The sequence below is a fragment of the Saccharothrix longispora genome (genome assembly GCF_031455225.1).
Classification (GTDB): Bacteria; Actinomycetota; Actinomycetes; order Mycobacteriales; family Pseudonocardiaceae; genus Actinosynnema; species Actinosynnema longispora.
Window position 1 is genome coordinate 4,675,826 of record NZ_JAVDSG010000001.1, and the last position, 20,435, is coordinate 4,696,260.

Here is a 20,435-nt window from a genome sequence, read left to right on the forward strand (position 1 = left end):
TCGGCGGCATGTTGGAGACCTCGGCCCGGCTGCTGAAGCTGCTCTCGCTGCTCCAGGTCCGCCGCGACTGGACCGGGCCGGACCTGGCGGCGCGGCTGGGCGTGGACGTGCGGACCGTGCGGCGGGACGTGGACAAGCTGCGCACCCTCGGCTACCCGGTGAACGCGGCGCCCGGCGTGTCGGGCGGCTACCAGTTGGGCGCGGGCGCCGAGCTGCCGCCGCTGTTGCTGGACGACGACGAGGCGGTGGCCGTGGCGGTGGGGTTGCGGACCGCCGCGAACGGCACGGTCGCGGGCATCGAGGAGACGTCGGTGCGGGCGCTGGCGAAGCTGGAGCAGGTGCTGCCGTCGCGGCTGCGGCGGCGGGTGAACGCGCTCGGGCAGCACACGGTGGCGCTCACGCCGACCGTGGCGCGGGTCGACTCCGGCACGCTCACCGCCATCGCCGGCGCGTGCCGCGACCGCCGGCGGCTGCGGTTCCCCTACGCGGGGCGCGACGGCGGCACGAGGCGGCACGTCGAGCCGCTGGGCCTGGCCCACACCGGTCGGCGCTGGTACCTGGTGGCGTGGGACGTGGACAAGGAGGACTGGCGCACGTTCCGGGTCGACCGGATCGAGGGCGAGCCGGCGCCGGGCGCCCGGTTCCCGCCGCGCGAGCCGCCGGCGGAGGACCTGGCGTCGTACGTGTCGCGGCAGCTGTCCGTGGCGCCCTACCAGCACCGGGCGCGGCTGGTGATGCACGCGCCCTACGACGTGGTGGCGGCGCGGACGTCGATGACGTCGGTGCACCTGGAGCGCATCGACGACGGGCGGACCCGGTTGACGGTCGGCACGCCGTCGCTGGAGGAGGTGGTCCTGTGGATCGCCATGATCGGCGTCGACTTCGAGGTGGAGGGACCGGAGGAGCTGCGCGAGCACCTCCGGTCCCACGCGGCCCGGCTGCTGCGGGCGGCCGGCGACCGCCCCGGGTGAGGGTCGGCCGCCGGCGTCACGCGGTCCCCGGACCGGTCGCGGTCAGGAGCGGGCGCAGGCCAGGCGGTAGGCGGCGGCGCCGATGAGCTCCAGCGACACCTGGAGGCGCTCGGGGCTCACGTTCTGCGCGATCGTGTCCTCGGGCGTGTGGTAGAGCGGTTCCAGCTCGTGCGGGCCGCCCTCACCGCGCCAGCTGAAGTTCGCCGCGGCGATGCCCTTCTCGTGGAACGGCACGTGGTCGCTGCTGCCGCGCGCCACGGGGCCGTGGACGCGGGAGCCGTAGCCGAGGCGGGTCGCGGCGGCGGCGACCTGCGCGGTGGTGGCGTTGTCGCCGCCGTCCACCGACAGCAGCCAGTAGGCGGTGGCCGGGCCGTGGCTGGTGGCGACCATGTCGTTCTGGAACACGCCGGCGATGCGCGCCGCCTCCTCCGCGGGCAGTCCGCCCACGTAGTGGCGCGACCCGAGCAGGCCCTGCTCCTCCGAGCCCCACAGCGCGAACCGCAGCGCCCGCCGCGTCGGCAGGTGGCGCAGCACGCGGGCCAGTTCGAGCGCGAGCACGGTGCCGCTGCCGTCGTCGTTCGCGCCCGGCGAGCCCGGCACGGTGTCGTAGTGCGCGGTCACCATGACCACGCCCCGGTCGCGGCCGGGGAACGTCGCGGGCCGGTCGGCGATCACGTTGTACGAGGTCAGGCCCGTGTGGTGGGTGGTGGTGACGGTGATCGTGACGGGACCGGCCGCGCGCAGCCGCTCCACGTGCACCTGGGCGACGCCGAGCACCGGCACGGCGACGGCCCCGGTCAGCGCCGGGGAGAACGCGCCGGTCCTGCCCGCCGGCGGGACGGGGACGCGGCCGACGAGCACGGCCGCCGCGCCCCGGCGTGCGGCGTCGAGCACCGCGGTCGAGCCGGTGGGCACGTTGACCAGCAGCACGATCGCGCCGGTGAGGTCGTCGGGCAGCGGCGCGGCCGGGTCCAGCTCCCGCACCGGACCGGTCGCGGTGACGCCGAGCGCGCCGGAGCGGGACGCCGCCGCGTGCCACGTGTCCCCGCCGACGACCAGCGTGGACAGGTACTTGTCGGGCACGGCGAACGGCTGGAGCGTCACCTGGTAGCGCAGGTCGCGCAGCACGTCCGCGAGGTAGTCGCGGGCCCGGTGCTCCGACTCGGTGCCGCCGATGCGCAGGCCCATCCGGTCGCTGAGCACCCGCAGGTGCTCCATCGCCCGGCGGGCCCGCACCCGGCCCACCACGGGCAGGTCGCCCAGCCCCAGGTCGGGCAGGTCGGAGGCGCCGGGCCGCTGCGCGCGGGCGACCGGGTTCAGGCCGAGCACGGCCGCGCCCGCCGCCGCGGCGGCACCGGTGAGGAGTGAACGTCTGCGCATGTGCGCCCCCTGGTTCGTCGACCACCCGAACGTAGGCAGGGGTCGCGAAGCGGACAAGGTGCCGTTGGCGGACACGGAATCCGCCAACGGCACCACGTCGACCAGGGGTTGCGCGGCCGGGTCGCGCGGCCTACGGGGTGGCGGCGCGGTGCAGCTCGCGCAGGGCCCGCACGGCCGCGACGGCGTGCTCGCGGTCCACCGCCTGCACGGCCATGACGGACACGTACTCGTCGTCGGGCAGCTCCAGCCGCGCCCAGGACGCGCCGTCCGGGAAGGACACGTGCAGCACGTCCGACCACGCGTAGCGGTGCGCGGTGACGACGTTGCGGACCTCGATGCCCTCGGCGTCCGCGCGCACCCTGGGCCGGGCCAGCAGCAGCGCCCCGCACGCCAGCAGCACGCCCAGGCAGATCATCGCCACCTGGTCGGAGGTCCGGAAGATCACGCCGGTGGGCGTGTCCCCGAGCAGGAGCCCGACGACGGTGAACGAGGCGACCAGGAACACCGCGCAGGTCACGGCGACGAGGCGGATCTTCTTCGGGCGGAACTCGACGGCCACGGCGGTGCTCACGTCCCCGCCCGCAGCCCGCGCAGCACGAGCGCCGTGTCCAGCGCCGCCACGCACGCCTCGAAGCCCTTGTCCTCGACCGAGTCCGCGAACCCCGCGCGGGCCAGGGCCTGCTCCTCGTCGTCGGTGGTGAGCACGCCGTTGCCGACGGGCGTGGACTCGTCCAGCGCCACCCGCGTCAGGCCCGCCGTCACCGCGTCGCACACGTACTCGAAGTGCGGGGTGCCGCCGCGGACGACGACGCCCAGCGCCACCACCGCGTCGTGCGTGCGGGCCAGCTCCTGGGCCACCACCGGCAGCTCGACGGCGCCCGCGACGCGCGCCACGGTCGGCGAGGCCACCCCGGCCCCCGCCGCCGCCTCCAGGGCGCGGGCCACCAGGTTGTCGGTGATCTTCGCGTGCCAGCGCGTGGCCACGACGGCCAGCCTCAGGCCCGCCGCGTCCGGGACGTCGGCCTCGGGCCGACCTTCGCCGCTCATTCCGCTCCTTCGGTGGTGGACACGACCGCGCCGCCCTGGCCCAGCGCCTCGTACTGTTCGAGCTGGTGCAGCTCGTGGCCCATCCGGTCGCGCTTGGTGCGCAGGTAGCGCAGGTTCTCCGGGTTGGGCGAGATCGGCAGCGGCACGCGGTCGAGCACGGTCAGGCCGTAGCCCTCCAGGCCGACGCGCTTGGCCGGGTTGTTCGTCAGCAGCCGCATCGACTTGACGCCGAGCCGGCACAGGATCTGCGCGCCGGTGCCGTAGTCGCGGGCGTCGGCGGGCAGGCCCTGGGCGAGGTTGGCGTCCACGGTGTCCGCGCCGCCGTCCTGGAGCTGGTACGCCTGGAGCTTGTGCATCAGGCCGATGCCGCGGCCCTCGTGACCGCGCATGTAGAGCACGACGCCGCGCCCCTGCGCCGAGACCGCCTCCAGCGCGGCGTCCAGCTGCGGACCGCAGTCGCAGCGCAGCGAGCCGAAGATGTCGCCGGTCAGGCACTCGGAGTGCACGCGGACCAGCACGTCCTCGCCGTCGCCGATGTCGCCGCAGACGAACGCGACGTGCTCGATGCCGTCGAGCTTGCTGTCGAAGCCGACCGCGGTGAACGTGCCGTGCACGGTCGGGATGCGGGCCTCGGCGACCCGCTCCACCTGGGTCTCGACGCGCCGCCGGTAGGCGATCAGGTCGGCGATGCTGATGAGCGCGAGGTCGTGGTCGGCGGCGAACACCTCCAGCTCGTCGCGCCGCGCCATGTCGCCCTCGTCCTTCTGCGACACGATCTCGCACAGCACGCCGGCCGGCGAGAGCCCCGCCAGGCGGGCCAGGTCGACGGCGGCCTCGGTGTGCCCGGGGCGGCGCAGCACGCCGCCGTCGCGGGCGCGCAGCGGCACCACGTGACCGGGGCGGCTGAAGTGGCGGGCCGTCGAGGCCGGGTCGGCCAGCAACCGGATCGTGTGGGCCCGGTCGGCGGCCGAGATGCCGGTGGACACGCCCTCGCGGGCGTCGACGGTCACCGTGTAGGCGGTGCCGCGCTGGTCCTGGTTCGTGTGGTACATCGGCGGCAGGTCGAGCCGGTCGCAGTCGGCCTCGGTCAGCGACACGCACACGTACCCGGACGTGTAGCGGACCATGAACGCGAGCAGCTCCGGCGTCGCCTTCTCGGCGGCGAAGATCAGGTCGCCCTCGTTCTCGCGGTCCTCGTCGTCCACGACGATGACCGGTCGGCCGCTGGCGATGTCCTTGACGGCCCGCTCGATGTCGGCGAAGTCCTTCACCTGGTCTCCTCGGCGCGCAGGTGGGGCTGGGCGAGGCGCTCCACGTACTTCGCGACCACGTCCACCTCCAGGTTGACGGTGTCGCCCGGCGAGCGCCGGCCGAGGGTGGTCAGCTCCAGCGTCGTGGGGATGAGGCTCACCGAGAACTCGGTCTCGGAGACGTCCACGACGGTCAGCGACACGCCGTCCACCGTGATCGAGCCCTTCTCCACCACGTAGCGGGACAGCCGCGGCGGCAGTCCGATGTGGACGACCTCCCAGTGCTCGGCCTTCTCCCTGGCCAGCACGGCGCCCGTGCCGTCCACGTGGCCCTGCACGATGTGGCCGCCCAGCCGCTGGCCGACGGCCGCGGCGCGCTCCAGGTTGACCTTGTCGCCCTCGGCGACCTTGGCCAGGCTGCTGCGGGTGAGCGTCTCGCGCATCACGTCGGCGGTGAACGCGCCGCCCTCGACGTCGACCACGGTGAGGCACACGCCGTTCACCGCGATCGAGTCGCCGTGCTTGGCGTCGCTGGTCACCAGCGGGCCCGCGATGGTGACGCGGGCCGCGTCCGGCAGGTCGGCGACGGCGACGACCTCACCCAACTCCTCGACGATCCCCGTGAACACCGTTCCTCCTCTAGCGCGCGGCGCCGGACGCGACTGCGGAGACCCGCACGTCCGGTCCGCACATACTGACCTGCTCCACGACCAAACCCACGGCGTCGGTGACGGTCGACACCCCGGCGTCCCGCAGTGCGGGTGGTCCGTCCCCGAGGAACTTGGGCGCGAGGTAGGCGAGCACGCGGTCCACGCGCCCCGCCCCCGCGAACGCGCCCGCCAGCGTGGGGCCGCCCTCCAGCAGCACGTCGACCACGCCGCGTGCCGCCAGTTCGGCGAGCACGACGTCCGGGTCGTGCGTGCGCAGGTGCACGGTCTCCGCCTCGTCGTCCAGGACACGGGCCCCCGGCGGCAGGTCGCTGGTCCCGACGACGACCCGCAGCGGTTGGCGCCCCCCATACTGCACGCCGTCCGGGCCGCGCGCGGTGAGTCGCGGGTCGTCGGTGCGGACCGTGCCGGTGCCGACCACGACCGCGTCGACCCTGGTGCGCAGTTCGTGCACCTCGGCGCGGGACTCGGGGGAGCTGATCCAGCGGCTGGTGCCGTCGGCGGCCGCGACCCGGCCGTCCAGGGTGGCCGCGTACTTCCAGGTCACGTGCGGGCGGCCGGTGCGGGCGAAGTGCAGCCAGGCGCGCAGCGGCCCCCGCGCCACCTCCCGCGCCAGGACGCCGCCGACGACCTCGACACCGGCGGCGCGCAGCACGTCCGCCCCACCGGCGGCCCGCGGGTTGGGGTCGGCCACGGCGTGCACGACGCGGGCCACACCGGCGTCGAGCAGGGCGTTCGCGCACGGCGGTGTGCGGCCCTGGTGGGCGCACGGCTCCAGCGTCACGACGGCTGTGCCGCCGCGGGCCCGCTCGCCGGCCCGCGCCAGGGCGACGACCTCGGCGTGCGCCCGGCCCGGCGGTCGCGTGGCGCCCTCGCCGACGACCGCGCCGCCGGCGTCGAGCAGCACGCACCCGACGGGCGGGTTGGGGCTGGTCGTGCCGCGGACCCGCTCGCTCGCCGCGATCGCCCGCGCCATCGCCTCCTCGACGTTCACCGGGCGCGGGCCGCCTGCGCGCGCAGCCGCTCCAGGGCGGCGCCGGGGTCGGCGGCGTCGTACACGGCCGACCCGGCCACGAAGCAGTCGACGCCCGCCTCGGCGGCCTGCTCGATCGTGTCGGCGTTGATGCCGCCGTCGATCTCCACGAGCAGCGTCAGGTGGCCGGTGTCGACCAGGCGGCGCGCCTCGCGGACCTTGTCCAGCACCTCGGGCATGAAGCCCTGCCCGCCGAAACCGGGCTCGACGGACATCACCAGCAGCGTGTCGTAGTGCTTGAGCACGTCGAGGTGGGGCGCCAGCGGGGTGCCCGGCTTGAGCGACAGGCCGGCCTTCGCGCCCGCCGCCCGCAGGTCCTTGGCCAGCCGCACCGGGTCGGCGGCGGCCTCCACGTGCACGGTCACGTTGTGGGCGCCGGCCTCGGCGTAGCCGACGGCCCAGCGGTCCGGGTCCTCGATCATGAGGTGGCAGTCGAGCGGCAGGTCGGTGGCGGCGCGCAGCGACTTCACCACCGGCAGGCCGATGGTCAGGTTCGGCACGAAGTGCGCGTCCATGACGTCCACGTGCAGCCAGTCGGCGCCCGCCACGGCGGCGGCCTCGTCGGCGAGTCGGGCGAAGTCGGCGGACAGGATGCTCGGGGCGATCATCGGCTGGTGGACCACGGCTCGTGAGTCTAGGCTTCCGCGCCCCCGCCGCCGCGCCGGGAGGCACGTCCCACCCGCCACCCGATCGTGGAATCCGGTGCGCCGACCGGATGTCGCCCGACTACTCACGCGGGTAGTTCCCCCCGGGTGTGGTGGCCGTTACCTTCGGGCGGGGGCAGGAACTGGGAGCTTGGGGATGAACGCCGAATCGCGGCACCGGGTCGCGCTGGTGACCGGAGCGTGCTCGCCGCTGGGCGGCGAGGTCGTCGAGGTGCTGGCCCGGCAGGGCGTGCTGGTGGCGGCCGTGGACAGCGACGGCGCGCGGCTCGCCGACCTCGTCGAACAGCTGCACGCCGCCGGGGTGCGGGTCGCCGGCAGGCAGGTGGACGTGGCCTCCGGCGCCGCCGTCGACGCCCTGGTCGACCAGGTGGAGCGCGAGTTCGGGGCCATCGACGCGCTGGTGGCCGTGGCGAGCGCGCTGCGCCCCGGCCCGGTGCTGTCGATCACCGACGAGGACTGGGCGCGCAGCTTCGCGGTCAACGTGGACGGTGTGTTCAACACCTCGCGCGCGGTGGCCGCCCGCATGGTCGTGCGCGGTCACGGGACGATCGTGATGGTGCCCGCGCACGCCGTGGCCGTGCCCCGGTCGGGGATCTCGGCCTACGTGGCGTCGCGCGCGGCGGCCATCGCCTACACCGAGTGCCTGGCGGTGGAGGTCGCGGCGCACGGCGTGCACTGCGCCGTGGTCGCGCCCTCCGACGTGCGCCGGGTCGCGGACGAGGTGCGGTTCCTGCTGGGCGACCCGGTGTCGGACGCGCTGGGCGCCTGACCCGCCGGGCTCGTGACCCGTCCGGTCAGACCGACGAGGTCTCCTGCTCGTGCGCGAGCCGCGCCAGCTCGACCCGCGAGCTGATGCCGAGCTTCCGGAAGATGCCCCGCAGGTGGTAGTTCACCGTGTGCGGGGACAGGTAGAGCTGCCGGGCGACCTGCCGGTTGGTCAGGCCCGCGCCGACGAGCCGGGCGATGTCGCGTTCCGGCTCGGACAGCCGCTGCCAGTCCGTCGCGCCGGCACCGCCCACCCCTGCGCGGCCGGGGCCCCGGCGCAGCCGCTGCGCCTCGCCGTCCGCGCCCATCCGCTCGAAGGCGGCCAGGGCGAGCGCGGCGTGCGCGGCGGCCCGCTCGGTGCGGCCGGCCTCGTCGAACAGCACGGCCAGGTCCTCGTGGGCGGTGGCCCTGGCCCACGGGTGGCGGTGCCGGTCCGCGACCTCCAGCAGGCCGTCGACGTCCCGGTCGAGCAGGGCGCGGGCGTGCCCGGCGGCCACGGACACGGCGGTGAACCCCGGGTTGTCCGCCGCCAGGTCCTCGGCCGCGCCCACGGCGTCACCCGCGAGGCCGCTGTCGCCCACCGTGAGCGCGAGCCGCACCAGCCACGCCGCCGCGCCCGGTTCCTCGACGAGCATCCGCCGCGCCGCGTCCGCGTCGGACACCCGGCGCCCGGCCAGCTCCACGGCCCGGCCCGGTCCGCCCCGGGCGTGCGCGACGAGCAGTTCCACCCAGTCGTACTGCCCGGAGTGCAGCACCGCCTCGCCCGCCGCGAGGTCGCCCCGGTAGCGGCGCACGTGCTCGGCCGCCACCGCGACCTCGCCGCGGAGGACCGCGACCGTCGCGAGCACCGTCGAGGCGAGCGGCACCAGCAGCCGCAGACCCCGGTCGCACGCCTCCGCCAGTCCCGCCCGCGCGGCCGCCCCGGCCGGTCCGAGCCGGCCCGCCTGGGTCAGCACCCTCGCCCGCGCGATGGTGCGCGCCGCGGACGCGCCGCCGATCACCGCCTCGTCCGGGGGAGCGCCGCCGGAATCCTCGTCGGGACCTCCCCCGGCCGGACCTTCGCCCGCCGGGTCCTCCCCGGCCGGGCGGTCGTCGCGGACCAGGCGCTCGGCGTCGTCGAACTCGCCCAGCGCGGACAATTTCAGCGCGAACGACACCGCCGACTGCGACTGCCACCAGGCGGTGGGCCGGTCCACCTCCCAGCGGGTCGACTGGCGGCCCCAGTACACACCCTCGGCGAGGTTCCCGGAACTCCACTCCAGGCACGAGTGGACGGTCGCGGCCATCACCACGTCGGCGTCGCTGGGCTCCCGGTCGCGGGAGGTCAGCACGGACAGGGCGTGGGCGCCCGCCCGGCTGCCGCCGGCGAAGTACAGCGACAGCAGGCGGCCCGCCGCGGCGAGCCTGCGCAGCGGGCCGGGGACCCCGGTGGTGACCAGCGCGTGCTCCAGCTCGGTCGCCGCGTCGGCCGGGCGCCCGTCGGCGAGCAGGATGCCCGCCAGCACCACGCGCAGCTCGGCCGCCCCGCCCGCGTACACCCGGCCGGCGAGGCTGTCGCGGGCCAGCGCGATGGCGGACCCCAGCCTGCCGCCCGCGGCGAGCGCGCGGACGCCGCGCACGGCCACCTGGTCGCGGTCCGCGTCCTCCGCCGGCTGCTCCTCGGCGCACGGCGCCTCCTCGACGCGCGACACGTCCCCCAGCACCGCCCGCAGCACCGCCGCGTCGTGCCGCAGGGCGTGCAGCACCGAGGCCGGCACCGACTCCACCACGGCGCGCCACACCAGCTCGGAGGCGAAGCCCAGCCGTTCGTCGACGCACACCACCAGGCCCGAGGCCAGCAGCTCGTCCACCGCGAGCAGCAGCGCGCCCGTGGTCTCGCCCACCATCGTGGCCACGTCCGCGAGCCGGAACGACCTGCCGACCACGGCGGCGACCCGCAGCACCTGGGTGGCCTTGGCGGACAGCACGTCGGCCTGCCCGCGCACCAGGGCGGTCACCCGCTGCGGCAGCCACCCGCCGTGCAGCCGGGCCACGCCGTCGCGGACCTCCAGCTGCCCCTCCTCCCGCAACCCGGCGACCAGCTCGGCGACCAGGCGCGGGTTGCCGCCGGCGGCGGCCGTGAGCGCGGCCAGCTCGGCGGTGGGCACGGCGTCGAGCCGGCTCCGCACCAGCGCCTCGACCACGTCGTCGGCGACCGGTCCGAGCGGCAGCACCTCCCCGGCTGCGGCCACCGCGCGCCGCACCTCGGCGCCCGCGAACGCGCCGGACAGCGCGAGCAGGACCGTGACCCGGGGCTCCCCCAGGTGGGATAACAGCGCGAGGACCGCGGCCGGGTCGCGGTGCGCCTGGTCGACGGCGATCAGCGGGCGCGCGCCCCGGTCGAACCCGACGCGCTCCAGGGCGCGAGCCACGTCGGCCGAGCCCGCCAGGTGCTCGCCGGCGACCAGGACGACGGAGTAGCCGCGGTCACGGGCGGCGCGGACCGCCTCGTGCAGCAGGAGCGTCTTGCCGGAGCACGGCGGGCCGTCGATGGCCAGCAGGCCACCGGGGGCGGACAGGAAGCGGAGAACCGAAGCCCACTCACGATCCCGGCCGTGCAAATTCGACACGATCAAGCCTGCTACGCGCCTCGACCGACTGTCAATTCACCCGTCCCGCGCCGCGCCCCTCACCCGCGGGGCCGTGCGACCCGGTCGAGTTCCGCGAGCACCGCCGCGAGGTCGGCGGCGAGCACCACCCCCGCGGACCGCAGCACGGCCAGGTGCCCGCGGTGCGCCGGGTGGCCGGCCTGGTCCTCCGACAGCTGCGGCAGCACCACCACCGGGGTGCCGCGCCCCAAGCCCTCGCACAGCACCGTGAGCGCCTGGTTGTCGCCGATGCCGAGGGCGAGCTTGGCCAGCGAGTTCGCCGTGGCCGGGGCGAACGCGAACGCGTCGGGCACCGGGTGCGGCTTGGGCTCGGTCGGCAGGCGGGACGTCCAGCGCACCGGCAGGTCGGTCGTGGCCCGGAGGGCGTCCAGGTGGGGTTCGAGCCACCGGGCGGCGGTGGGCGTCACCGTGATCGCCACCCGCCACCCCCGTTCGGCCAGCGGCCGGGCGAGCCCGTCCGCCAGCCACCGCTCGACCCCGCCGGCCGCCGACGCGACCAGACCGACCACCGGGCGACCGCCCGCCGGACCGCCGCTCACCGGACCGCCGCCCACCGTCACGCGGGTCGGCGCAGCAGGGCGCAGAACATGGCGTCCGTGCCGTGCAGGTGCGGCCACAGCTGCACCTGCGGCCCGTCGCCCAGGTCCGGCACACCGGGGAAGAACTCCCGCGTGTCCAGCCGTTCCGCGCCGGTCCGCCGGGCCACGTCCGCGACCACGCCGACCGTTTCCGACAGGTGCGGCGAGCACACCACGTACGCCACGACCCCGCCGGGCCGCACCAGCTCCAGCGCGGCCGTCAGCAGCTCGCGCTGGAGGCGGGCCAGCGGCGCGACGTCCGACGGCTGCCGCCGCCACCGCGCCTCCGGCCGCCTGCGCAGCGCGCCCAGGCCCGTGCACGGCGCGTCGACCAGCACCCGGTCGAACGACCCCGCCGGCAGCCCCGACTCGCGGCCGTCGCCGACGTGCACCGCGATCGGCAGGTCGCCCGCGGCCTTGCGGATCAGGTCCGCGCGGTGCGGCGCCTTCTCCACCGCGTCCAGCGACGCGCCGGACAGGGTGGCCAGCGAGGCCAGCATCACGGCCTTGCCACCCGGCCCCGCGCACAGGTCCAGCCAGCGCTCGTCCGGCCCTTCCAGCGGGGCCTTCGTCAACGCCACCGCGCACAGCTGGCTGCCTTCGTCCTGCACGGTGGCGAGCCGCTCGCGCACCGCGTCGAGGTCGCCCGGGTCGCCCGACCCCGGCTCCAGGTGCACCCCGTACGGCGAGTACGGGGCCACGTCGCCGCCGGTCATCGCGGCCAGCTCGTCCGAGCTGCACTGGCCCGGCCGCGCCGCCAGGTGCACGGCGGGCCTGGTGTCGTCGGCGACCAGGGCGTCCCGCAGCGGCTCGCCGCGGCTGCCCAGCGCCTCGGCGAACGCCTGCGCGATCCACCGCGGGTGGGCGTTGGCCATCGCCTGGTAGCCGATCGGGTCGGTCTCCTCGTCGGGCGCGACCTCGTCGACCCAGCCCTGCTCGTCCTGGGCGGTGACGCGCCGCAGCACGGCGTTGGCGAACCCGGCCGCGCCGGACCCCATCGCCGCGCGCACGAGGTCCACGGTCGAGGCGACCGCGGCGTGCGCCGGGACGCGGGTGCGCAGCAACTGGTAGGCGCCCAGCCGCAGCGCGTCCAGCACCGCCCCGTCCACTTCCGACAGCGGGCGGTCGGAGCAGCTGGTCAGCACCGCGTCCAGCAGGCCCTGGGCGCGCAGCGAGCCGTAGGTCAGCTCGGTGGCCAGCGCCGCGTCCCGCCCGGTGATCCGGCGGTCGCGCAGCAGACCGGGCAGCACGAGGTTGGCGTAGGAGTCGCGCTGGCGCACCGCGCGCAGCGTGTCGAGCGCGGCCTGGCGGGCCGGGTCCTCCACCGGGGGACGCGCCGGGCCGGTCCGCCGGCGCGGCGGGTGGGGCCGGTCGGGGCGCGAGGGCCGTGATGAACGCTGGGTCATGAGATCCGCTCCCCTGCCTCGACCCGGACGCCGCGCGCCCAGTCGGTGGCCGCCATCCGCTTCTTGCCCTGTGCCTGCACGTCACCCAGCGCCACCGGTCCGGTGGCCGTGCCCACCAGCACGCGCGTGCGCTCCACCCGGACCTCGCCGGGCGCGAGCGGGTCGTCCGCCTCGACCGGGGTCACCGGGCCGAGCTTGAGCCGTTCACCGCGGAACTCCGCCCACGCGCCCGGGTCCGGGGTGACCGCGCGGGCCACCCGGTCCAGCGCCGCGGCGGGCGTGGAGAAGTCCAGCCGCGCGTCGTCCACGGTCACCTTCGGGGCGTGGCTCACGCCCTCCTCGGGCTGCTCCACGGGCCGCAGCGTGCCGTCCGCGATCCCGTCCACAGTGGACAGCAGCAGCCTCGCGCCGGACTCGGCGAGCCTGCCGAGCAGGTCACCGGCCGTGTCGCGCTCGCGCACCCGCTCGGTGACCACGCCGAACACGGGACCCGCGTCCAGCGCCTTCACGATCCGGAACGTCGTCGCACCGGTGATGTCGTCCCCGTGCCGCACGGCCGCCTGCACGGGCGCCGCGCCGCGCCACGCGGGCAGCACCGAGAAGTGCAGGTTCACCCACCCGTGGGTCGGGATGGCGAGCGCGGACTCGGGCAGCAGCGCACCGTAGGCGACGACCGGGCACAGGTCGGGCGCCAGCTCGCGCAGCCGCGCCAGGAACGCCGGGTCACCCGCCTTGGGCGGGGTCAGCACCTCGATGCCGTGCTCGTCGGCCAGGGCCGCGACCGGCGAGCGCTCGACCCGGCGGCCCCGACCGGCCGGCGCGTCGGGCCGGGTGACCACGGCCACCACCTCGTGCCGGTCGGACTCCAGGAAGGCGCGCAGCGACGGCAGCGCCGGTTCGGGCGTGCCCGCGAAGACCAGGCGCATGTCAGGCCCCTCCGGACGGCAGGTGGCTCCGGCGGTACCGCGGACTGGCTTGGACGAACACGCACTCTCCTAGCGTCGGGACAGACGACAAGTCTAGGAGAGCGTTCCCCGGCTAGCTCGCCCCGCCGAACAACGGGTGCGGCGACTGCTTCATCGTCGGCATCCCGCCGTCGAACCACGACTGCTGCCGGATGGCCCGCATGGCCTCCTTGCGCGTCGCGTCGTCCAGCCGGTCCAGGAACAGCACCCCGTCCAGGTGGTCGACCTCGTGCTGGATGCAGCGCGCCAGCAGGTCCGTGCCCTCGACCTCGACCGGCTCGCCGTGCATGGTGAAGCCGCGGGCCACGACCTGGCGGTGGCGGCGGCAGTCCCACGACATGCCGGGGATGGACAGGCAGCCCTCCGGACCGTCCTGGTACTCGTCGCCGACCACGTCGAACGTCGGGTTGACCAGGTGGCCGGCGAACCCGTCGCAGTGGTAGGTGAACACCCGCAGCCCCACGCCCAGCTGGGGCGCCGCGATCCCGGCGCCGCCGGCCTCGCTCATCGTGTCCCACAGGTCCTTGACCAGCTTGCGCAGCTCCGCGTCGAAGTCGGTGACCTCGACGGCGGGCGTGCGCAGCACCGGGTCGCCGAACAGCCGGATCGGTTGGACGGTCACGCGCTCTCCTCGCACTGGGCCTCGGCCGCCCAGTCTACGAAAGCGGGGTCAGTGCTCCAGGTCACGGCCGAGGAAGGCGACCCCGACCAGGGCGGCGGCGAAGTGGCCGAGGAAGCGGGCCGCCGTGGCCGCGCGCGCCGTCGTCCCGTGGCCGGTCGCCCCGCGGGTGGTCGGCCTGGTGGTCATCTGCCTGGTGGTCATCGGGATGGTGGTCATCGCCGGCTCCTCGTCTCGTTCGTGCCTCCAGGTTCTCCTCTCCGGGCCTGCGCGTGCGTCCACTCGGAGTAGCGAGCGGGCCTCATCCCCTGGGATGAGGCCCGCGTGCGACACCACCGACCGCCGCCGGGCGACCGCCGTCGACCGGTCAGGGGCGTGAGGGCCGGACCGCGCGGGCCGCGCCGCCGCCACGCCTCGTCGGTTCGGCGGCCGCGCGCCACCGGCCGTCGGGCAGGCGTTCCACGGCGGTGACGGAACCGATCTCGCGCGACGAGGTGAAGCGGTGCCCCAGGTCGCGCAGCGACTGGGCCTCGGGAGCGGCCAGGAAGGCGGCTTCGGCCTGCGTGCTCACGGTGTTGCGCTGGGAGGCGCGCGGCGCCGCGATGGCCTGCACGAGCGGTTGACCGCGGTCCAGGCGCCCGGTCAGCACCTGGAGGACGGTGGTGATGATGCTCGCGCCGCCCGGCGAACCGAGGGCCAGCACCGGCTCGCCGTGGTCGAGGACGATCGTCGGCGACATCGACGAGCGCGGCCGCTTGCCGGGACCGGGCAGGTTCGGGTCGGGCACCCCGGGCGTGACGGGGGTGAAGGAGAAGTCGGTCAGCTCGTTGTTCAGCAGGAACCCCCGGCCGGGCACCACGATGCCGCTGCCGCCCTCCTGCTCGATGGTCAGCGTGAACGCGACGACGTCGCCCCACCGGTCGGCCACCGTCAGGTGCGTGGTGTCCGTGCCCTCGTACGGGGTCGCGGCCGGCTCGCCACTCGTTCCGCACGGCACCGGGTTGCGCGGGTCACCGGGGGCGACGGGGCTGGTCAGCGCCTTGGTCGGGTCGATCAGGCAGGCCCGGCTGTCGGCGAACCGCTGCGAGAGGAGCTCGCGGGTCGGCACGTCGGCGAAGGCGGGGTCGCCCACCCAGCGGTTGCGGTCGGCGAACGACAGCCGGGACGCCTCCAGGAACCGGTGCAGGTACTGCACGGGCGACTCGGCCCCCAGGTCGGTGGTCTCCAGGATGTTGAGGGCTTCGCCGACCGTCGTGCCGCCGGAGGAGGGCGGCGCCATGCCGAACACGTCGAGGCCGCGGTAGCGGACCTGGCCGGGTTCGCGCCGCGGGGCGTCGTAGTGGCGCAGGTCGGCGGCGGTGAGGTCACCCGGCCGCACCTCGCGGGTCGCGCCGGGCACGACCGGCGGCTGCCGCACGGCCGCGACCAGGTCACGCCCGACCGCGCCCCGGTACAGCGCGTCGACGCCGTCCCGACGCAGCTCGCGGTAGGTGTCGGCGAGATCCGGGTTGCGGAACGTGCTGCCGACCGGGGGCGGCGCGCCGGCCGGCAGGTACAGCGCGCGGGTCGAGGTGAAGTCCGCGAACCGCGCCGCGTTGTCCGTCACCTGCCGGTTGAACGTCGCGTCCACCGTGAACCCGCGCCGCGCCAGGTCCTCCGCGGGTCGCAGCGCCCGGTCCAGCGAGTAGGTGCCCCACCGCTGCAGCGCCCGCTGCCACAACCGGGGAGTCCCCGGCACACCGACCGACAACCCGCTGGTCACCGCCTCGGCGAACGGGATCGCGGCCCCGTCCTCGACGAACAGGTCCGCGTCGGCCGACGCGGGCGCCGTCTCCCGACCGTCCAGCGTGGACACCCGCTGCGTCCGGGCGTCGTAGTGGACGAGGAACCCGCCGCCGCCCATGCCCGCCGAGAACGGGTCGGTGACCCCGAGCGCGGCCGCGACGGCCACGGCGGCGTCCACCGCGTTGCCGCCGCGCCGGAGCACGTCGATCCCGATCTGCGAGGCGTCGGGGTCGACACTGGACACCACCCCGCCGGCGCCCACCGCCTCGGGCAGGCGCGGCGCCTCCCGCGCGGCGTGGGCGGGGCTCGTGACGAGCGGGACGAGGAGGAGGGATGCGAGGACGCTTGCGACAGTCGACCGGGGCATCGTTTCCTTCTACTCCACCTCGGACGGGCTGTGCACCCTCCGAGGTCGCAAGTCCCACTCCGCGACCGTCCGCCACGAGTCGGGCCGGTCGCCGCCCGCGATGAGCCGGACCTGCCCGATCTCCGCCCGGAACGGCAGCGCCCCGGCCAGTTCGCGCTCGGCGTCCCGCAGCGCCGCCACGTCACCGACCGGCGTGCTCCCGACGGTGAGGTGCGGGACCGCCTCGGCGACCGCGCCGCCGTAGGGCGGGCACTCGGGGAACCTCCCCCACACCGCCTCGGTCAGCCGCCGGAACGGCGACGCGGGCTCGGGCGCCAACCACAGCACGTCCTCCCCGAACCACGCGGTGCGCCGGAACGCGCACTCGAAGGCCTCGACCTCCTCGACCAGCCCGCCGAGCACCTCGACCACCCCGAGGGCGTCGACGAGGTGGGGCGGCACGAACGGGTAGAGCACGGTGACGTGCGCCGGCACTCCCCACGCGGCCGAGTGGTCCAGCCGCCGCCGGTACCGCCCGACCACCTGGTCGGCGGCGGGCACCGGCACGATCACCGCCGTCTCATCCGCCCAGCCCAGGTCCTCCACGGGCCGCATCGTCCCACCGACCACCGGCCACGACCACCTCTTCCGCCGCCGGACCGCCACGGTCCACCCGGTCAGAGCACTTCCAGGGGATCGAGCTTGACCCGGACGGCCTCCGGCTCCTTGCGGGCGCTGCGAATGGCCTGGACCTCGCTCAGCGTGGCCGCCAGCGCCCGGCCTTCGGTCCTGGGCACCCGGACCAGGGCGCGTTCCCGGTCGTCGGCCAGGGGGACGGGACCCAGGATCTCGCCCGAGGCCGGCAGGCGGAGTTCTCCGAGGAGGCCGGCCAGGGCTTCCGGTGAGCCGTCGACGGTGGCCATGCGCACCGCCGGCGGGAAGCCCAGTTCCCCCCGGGCCGCCAACTCCTGGCGGGCGTGCCAGACCGGGTCCCAGCGGACCAGCGCCTGGACCGGGGCCAGGGACGAGTCGGCGATGACGACCACCCGGCCGGCCTCGTGGACCAGGGCGGCGGCGGTCATCCACCGGCGCAGGGCTTCCTCGGAGGCCCTGAGGTCGGCGCGGGTGAGCAGGGCCCAGCCGTCGAGGAGGAGGGCGGCGCCGTACCCGCCGCCCTCCGCCACCGGTTCGGCGCCGGGGGTCGAGACGACCAGGGACGAGCCCTTCGGGACGGTGGACAGCACCTCGTCCCCGCCCGAGGTGCGGACCGGGACGCCGCTGAACGCCCGCCCCAACTCCTCCGCCGTGCGGCGGGCGCCGATGACCTGCCCGCGGAGTCGCCGGGAACCGCAGGCCGGACAGCGGAACGCCGCCTCGGTGGCGCCGCACCACCGGCAGTAGGCGGGCCTCGGCACCCCGTCCTGGGTGCCGCCGGGGAGGGCCAGGGGACCCGCGCAGCGGCGGCAGCGGGCCGGCGCCCGGCACTGACCGCACGCCAGGGCGGGCACGTACCCCCGCCGGGGAACCTGGATCAGGACCGGGGTGTCCGCCGCGAGCGCCGCCCGGGCCGCGTCGAAGGCGATGGACGGGAGCCGCGCCGACCGCGCCGCCGGGTCCTTCACCTCCTGCCAGTCGTTGTCGCCCACCGCGGCCACCCGGGGCGCCACCGCACGCAGGGTCTCCCGCGCGGCCACCACCTCGTGCGCCCAGCCGCTGTCCACCAGCAGTTGTGCCTCGGCGGTCCGCGCGAACCCGCCGACCAGCAGCGACGCCCCCGTCAGGTGGGAACGCTGCACCAGCACGTCCCGCACGTTCGGGTAGGGCATCCGGGGCTCGGTGTGCAGGTCGTCGCCGTCGTCCCACACGGCGACCAACCCCAGGTCGTGCACGGGCGCGAACGACGCCCCGCGCGTGCCGACCACGACCCGCACCGCGCCCCGCCGCACGGCCAGCCACCGCTTGTACCGCTCGGACGGCCCGAGGTCCGCCGACAGCGACACCACGCCGGCCTCGCCGACCAGCGCCGCGCACGCCGCGTACAGCCTGGCCAGGTCGCGGTGGTCGGGCACGACCACCAGCGCGCCCTTGCCCGTGCTCGCCACGGAGGCCACCGCCTCGGCCACCCGCGCCGGCCAGTCCTCGGCCGGCAGCGCCTGCCACACCGCTCTCGCGGCACGGCCGGACCGCAACGCGTCGAGCAGGTTGGGTCCGAACGGGTACCGCGCCCACCCCGCGTCCGGTGGTGCGTCCGGCACGGGCGCCGGCTCGCCGGACGGCTTCGCCTCGACCCGCGCGTGCCGGGGCGGGACGGCCATCCGCAGCACGTCGATCAACGACCCCGCGTAGCGGTCGGCCACGGCACGCGCCAGCTCCGCCACCTCGGGCGAGAGCACCGGTTCAGGCGAGATGACTTTGTCGAGGAACGTGAGCTTGCGCCCGTACTCGGAGGATTCGACCCGTTCCAGCAGGTAGCCGTCGACCAACTGCCCGGCGAACCGCACCCGGACCCGGCAGCCGGGTACCGCGTCCGCGTCCTGCTCGGTGGACACCTGGTAGTCGAACGGCCGGTCGAGGTGCGCCAACGGCACGTCGACGGACACGCGGGCAACCGGTAGCGAGGCGGCGGGAACCCGCTCCCCGCGCCTTGCGCTCGCCTTGCCCGCCACCACGGGTGGAGGTCTACCAGAGACCGGTCCGGCGGTCCTCGACCCGGGTGGCTGTGCCCGGACCGTCCCGCACGCAGGCCGACCTGCGACACGGCGAGGTGGCGGAGGGGGAGGCGAGGAGACCGGGGGCTCGGCGCTGCGGTGAGTGGGCCATGAGAACAGTATCGAACTTGTGTTCGACTGACGCAAGATCACGATCAGGTGATCACGGGCATGACGAACAGGGGCCCCGGCGGGGACCCCTGCGGCGGCTCGACGGCCGGTCGATCCGGAAGCGCGGGTCTTGGACTTACGACTCGCGGGTCCTGGGCTTACGACTCGCGGGTCCTGGGCTTACGACTCGCGGGTCTTGGACTTACGACTCGCGGGGTGGTCAGGCGCCGGCGGCGGCGCGGAGGGCGTCCGCGCGGTCGGTGCCCTCCCACGGCAGGTCCACGTCGGTGCGGCCGAAGTGGCCGTACGCGGCCGTCGGCGCGTAGATCGGGCGCAGCAGGTCCAGATCCCGGATGATCGCGGCCGGGCGCAGGTCGAACACCTCCGTGATCGCCTGCTGGATCTTGAGCGGGTCCACCGTCTCCGTGCCGAACGTCTCCACGAACAGGCCCACCGGTGCCGCCTTGCCGATCGCGTAGGCCACCTGGACCTCGATCCGGGTCGCCAGACCGGCGGCGACCGCGTTCTTCGCCACCCAGCGCATCGCGTACGCCGCCGAGCGGTCCACCTTCGACGGGTCCTTGCCCGAGAACGCCCCGCCGCCGTGCCGCGCCATGCCGCCGTAGGTGTCCACGATGATCTTGCGGCCGGTCAGGCCCGCGTCACCCATCGGACCGCCGATGACGAACCGGCCCGTCGGGTTGACCAGCAGACGCACGTCGGAGGTGTCCAGGCCCAGGGACGCGACCTCCGGGGCGACCACGTGCTCGCGGACGTCCACGCCCAGCAGCTTCTCCAGGTCGATGCCGTCGGCGTGCTGGGTGGAGACCACCACCGTGTCCAGCCGGACCGGCTGGTCGCCCGCGTACTCGATGGTCACCTGGGTCTTGCCGTCCGGGCGCAGGTACGGCACCGTGCCGTCCTTGCGCACCGCGGTCAGCCGGCGCGACAGGCGGTGCGCCAGCGCGATCGGCAGCGGCATCAGCTCCGGCGTGTCCGTGCACGCGTAGCCGAACATCAGGCCCTGGTCGCCCGCGCCCTGCCTGTCGATGTCGTCCGACGCGCCGCCCAGGCGCTCCTCGTAGGCGGTGTCCACGCCCTGGGCGATGTCCGGCGACTGGGAGCCGATCGCCACGTTCACACCGCACGAGTAGCCGTCGAAGCCCTTCGCCGACGAGTCGTAGCCGATCTCCACGATCTTCTCGCGCACGATCGACGGGATGTCCGCGTACGCCTCGGTGGTCACCTCACCCGCGACGTGCACCTGACCGGTGGTGACCAGCGTCTCCACCGCGACGCGCGACCGGGGGTCCTTCGCCAGCAGGGCGTCCAGGATCGAGTCGCTGATCGCGTCGCTGATCTTGTCGGGGTGCCCCTCGGTCACCGACTCACTGGTGAACAGCCTGCTGCTGTGCTGGCTCACGGCACTCCCTAACTGGTCTGGATCTCGGGTACGGACCCCAAGCTTGCCAAGCTTACTGAGCGTTCGG

The 20,435-nt window shown here is 75.5% G+C and carries 19 protein-coding genes; 2 read left to right on the plus strand and 17 right to left on the minus strand.

Translation table 11 applies throughout. The annotated features are described in order from the left end of the window. Nucleotides 1-8: 8 nt before the first annotated feature. Complete coding sequence (locus J2S66_RS18900; RefSeq protein WP_310308481.1) at nt 9-971, plus strand: helix-turn-helix transcriptional regulator; 963 nt, start codon at nt 9-11, stop codon at nt 969-971. A gap of 42 nt (nt 972-1,013) precedes the next feature. On the opposite strand, the gene J2S66_RS18905 is transcribed toward J2S66_RS18900, so the two are convergent. The 7 genes from J2S66_RS18905 to rpe form a co-directional block, all read right to left on the minus strand. After that, a complete protein-coding gene (locus tag J2S66_RS18905) occupies nt 1,014-2,351 on the minus strand; it encodes a M20/M25/M40 family metallo-hydrolase (RefSeq protein WP_310308482.1) in 1,338 nt (445 codons plus the stop codon). A gap of 130 nt (nt 2,352-2,481) precedes the next feature. Beyond that, nucleotides 2,482-2,910, minus strand: a complete 429-nt coding sequence (locus tag J2S66_RS18910; protein WP_374726207.1) for a PH domain-containing protein — start codon at nt 2,908-2,910, stop codon at nt 2,482-2,484. Nucleotides 2,911-2,918: 8 nt separating this feature from the next. Continuing rightward, nucleotides 2,919-3,398: a 6,7-dimethyl-8-ribityllumazine synthase gene (ribH, locus tag J2S66_RS18915; RefSeq protein ID WP_310308485.1), complete on the minus strand. Its 480-nt coding sequence runs from the start codon at nt 3,396-3,398 to the stop codon at nt 2,919-2,921. After that, a complete protein-coding gene (locus J2S66_RS18920; RefSeq protein ID WP_310308486.1) occupies nt 3,395-4,669 on the minus strand; it encodes a bifunctional 3,4-dihydroxy-2-butanone-4-phosphate synthase/GTP cyclohydrolase II in 1,275 nt (424 codons plus the stop codon). Before J2S66_RS18920 ends, ribH begins: the two co-directional genes overlap by 4 nt. Further along, entirely contained in the window at nt 4,666-5,277 is a 612-nt protein-coding gene (locus tag J2S66_RS18925; protein WP_310308488.1) for a riboflavin synthase, read from the minus strand. Before J2S66_RS18925 ends, J2S66_RS18920 begins: the two co-directional genes overlap by 4 nt. Nucleotides 5,278-5,287: 10 nt before the next feature. Then, nucleotides 5,288-6,292: a bifunctional diaminohydroxyphosphoribosylaminopyrimidine deaminase/5-amino-6-(5-phosphoribosylamino)uracil reductase RibD gene (gene ribD / locus J2S66_RS18930; RefSeq protein WP_310314898.1), complete on the minus strand. Its 1,005-nt coding sequence runs from the start codon at nt 6,290-6,292 to the stop codon at nt 5,288-5,290. A 14-nt stretch (nt 6,293-6,306) separates the two neighbouring features. Beyond that, nucleotides 6,307-6,957: a ribulose-phosphate 3-epimerase gene (gene rpe, locus J2S66_RS18935; RefSeq protein ID WP_371320750.1), complete on the minus strand. Its 651-nt coding sequence runs from the start codon at nt 6,955-6,957 to the stop codon at nt 6,307-6,309. A 193-nt stretch (nt 6,958-7,150) separates the two neighbouring features. Between rpe and J2S66_RS18940 the strand changes: the two genes are divergently transcribed. Continuing rightward, nucleotides 7,151-7,783, plus strand: coding sequence for an SDR family NAD(P)-dependent oxidoreductase (locus J2S66_RS18940; protein WP_310308489.1), 633 nt, complete (start codon nt 7,151-7,153; stop codon nt 7,781-7,783). A gap of 25 nt (nt 7,784-7,808) precedes the next feature. Here the strand turns inward: J2S66_RS18940 and J2S66_RS18945 are convergent, their stop codons facing one another. The 10 genes from J2S66_RS18945 to metK form a co-directional block, all read right to left on the minus strand. After that, the gene (locus J2S66_RS18945) at nt 7,809-10,388 is read right to left on the minus strand and encodes a helix-turn-helix transcriptional regulator (protein WP_310308491.1); all 2,580 of its coding nucleotides are present in this window, start codon (nt 10,386-10,388) and stop codon (nt 7,809-7,811) included. A gap of 59 nt (nt 10,389-10,447) precedes the next feature. Beyond that, on the minus strand, nt 10,448-10,966 hold the full coding sequence (locus J2S66_RS18950) for a flavoprotein (protein ID WP_310308492.1): 519 nt from the start codon (nt 10,964-10,966) through the stop codon (nt 10,448-10,450). Nucleotides 10,967-10,983: 17 nt separating this feature from the next. Next, entirely contained in the window at nt 10,984-12,411 is a 1,428-nt protein-coding gene (locus J2S66_RS18955; RefSeq protein ID WP_310308493.1) for an RsmB/NOP family class I SAM-dependent RNA methyltransferase, read from the minus strand. Then, nucleotides 12,408-13,337, minus strand: coding sequence for a methionyl-tRNA formyltransferase (gene fmt, locus J2S66_RS18960; RefSeq protein WP_310308494.1), 930 nt, complete (start codon nt 13,335-13,337; stop codon nt 12,408-12,410). Before fmt ends, J2S66_RS18955 begins: the two co-directional genes overlap by 4 nt. Nucleotides 13,338-13,449: 112 nt before the next feature. Further along, nucleotides 13,450-13,998: a peptide deformylase gene (gene def, locus J2S66_RS18965; RefSeq protein ID WP_310308496.1), complete on the minus strand. Its 549-nt coding sequence runs from the start codon at nt 13,996-13,998 to the stop codon at nt 13,450-13,452. Nucleotides 13,999-14,046: 48 nt separating this feature from the next. Further along, complete coding sequence (locus J2S66_RS18970; RefSeq protein WP_310308497.1) at nt 14,047-14,214, minus strand: hypothetical protein; 168 nt, start codon at nt 14,212-14,214, stop codon at nt 14,047-14,049. 148 nt (nt 14,215-14,362) lie between these two features. Continuing rightward, nucleotides 14,363-16,147, minus strand: coding sequence for a gamma-glutamyltransferase (gene ggt, locus J2S66_RS18975; protein ID WP_310308498.1), 1,785 nt, complete (start codon nt 16,145-16,147; stop codon nt 14,363-14,365). A 9-nt stretch (nt 16,148-16,156) separates the two neighbouring features. Continuing rightward, nucleotides 16,157-16,756 (minus strand): 2'-5' RNA ligase family protein, encoded by a 600-nt coding sequence (locus J2S66_RS18980; protein WP_310308499.1) that lies wholly within the window; start codon nt 16,754-16,756, stop codon nt 16,157-16,159. 47 nt (nt 16,757-16,803) lie between these two features. Then, the gene (locus J2S66_RS18985) at nt 16,804-18,792 is read right to left on the minus strand and encodes a primosomal protein N' (RefSeq protein ID WP_310314901.1); all 1,989 of its coding nucleotides are present in this window, start codon (nt 18,790-18,792) and stop codon (nt 16,804-16,806) included. A 373-nt stretch (nt 18,793-19,165) separates the two neighbouring features. Beyond that, nucleotides 19,166-20,368 carry a methionine adenosyltransferase gene (gene metK / locus J2S66_RS18990; protein ID WP_310308500.1) on the minus strand — a complete coding sequence of 401 codons (1,203 nt, stop codon included), beginning with the start codon at nt 20,366-20,368 and terminating at the stop codon, nt 19,166-19,168. Nucleotides 20,369-20,435 lie beyond the last annotated feature (67 nt).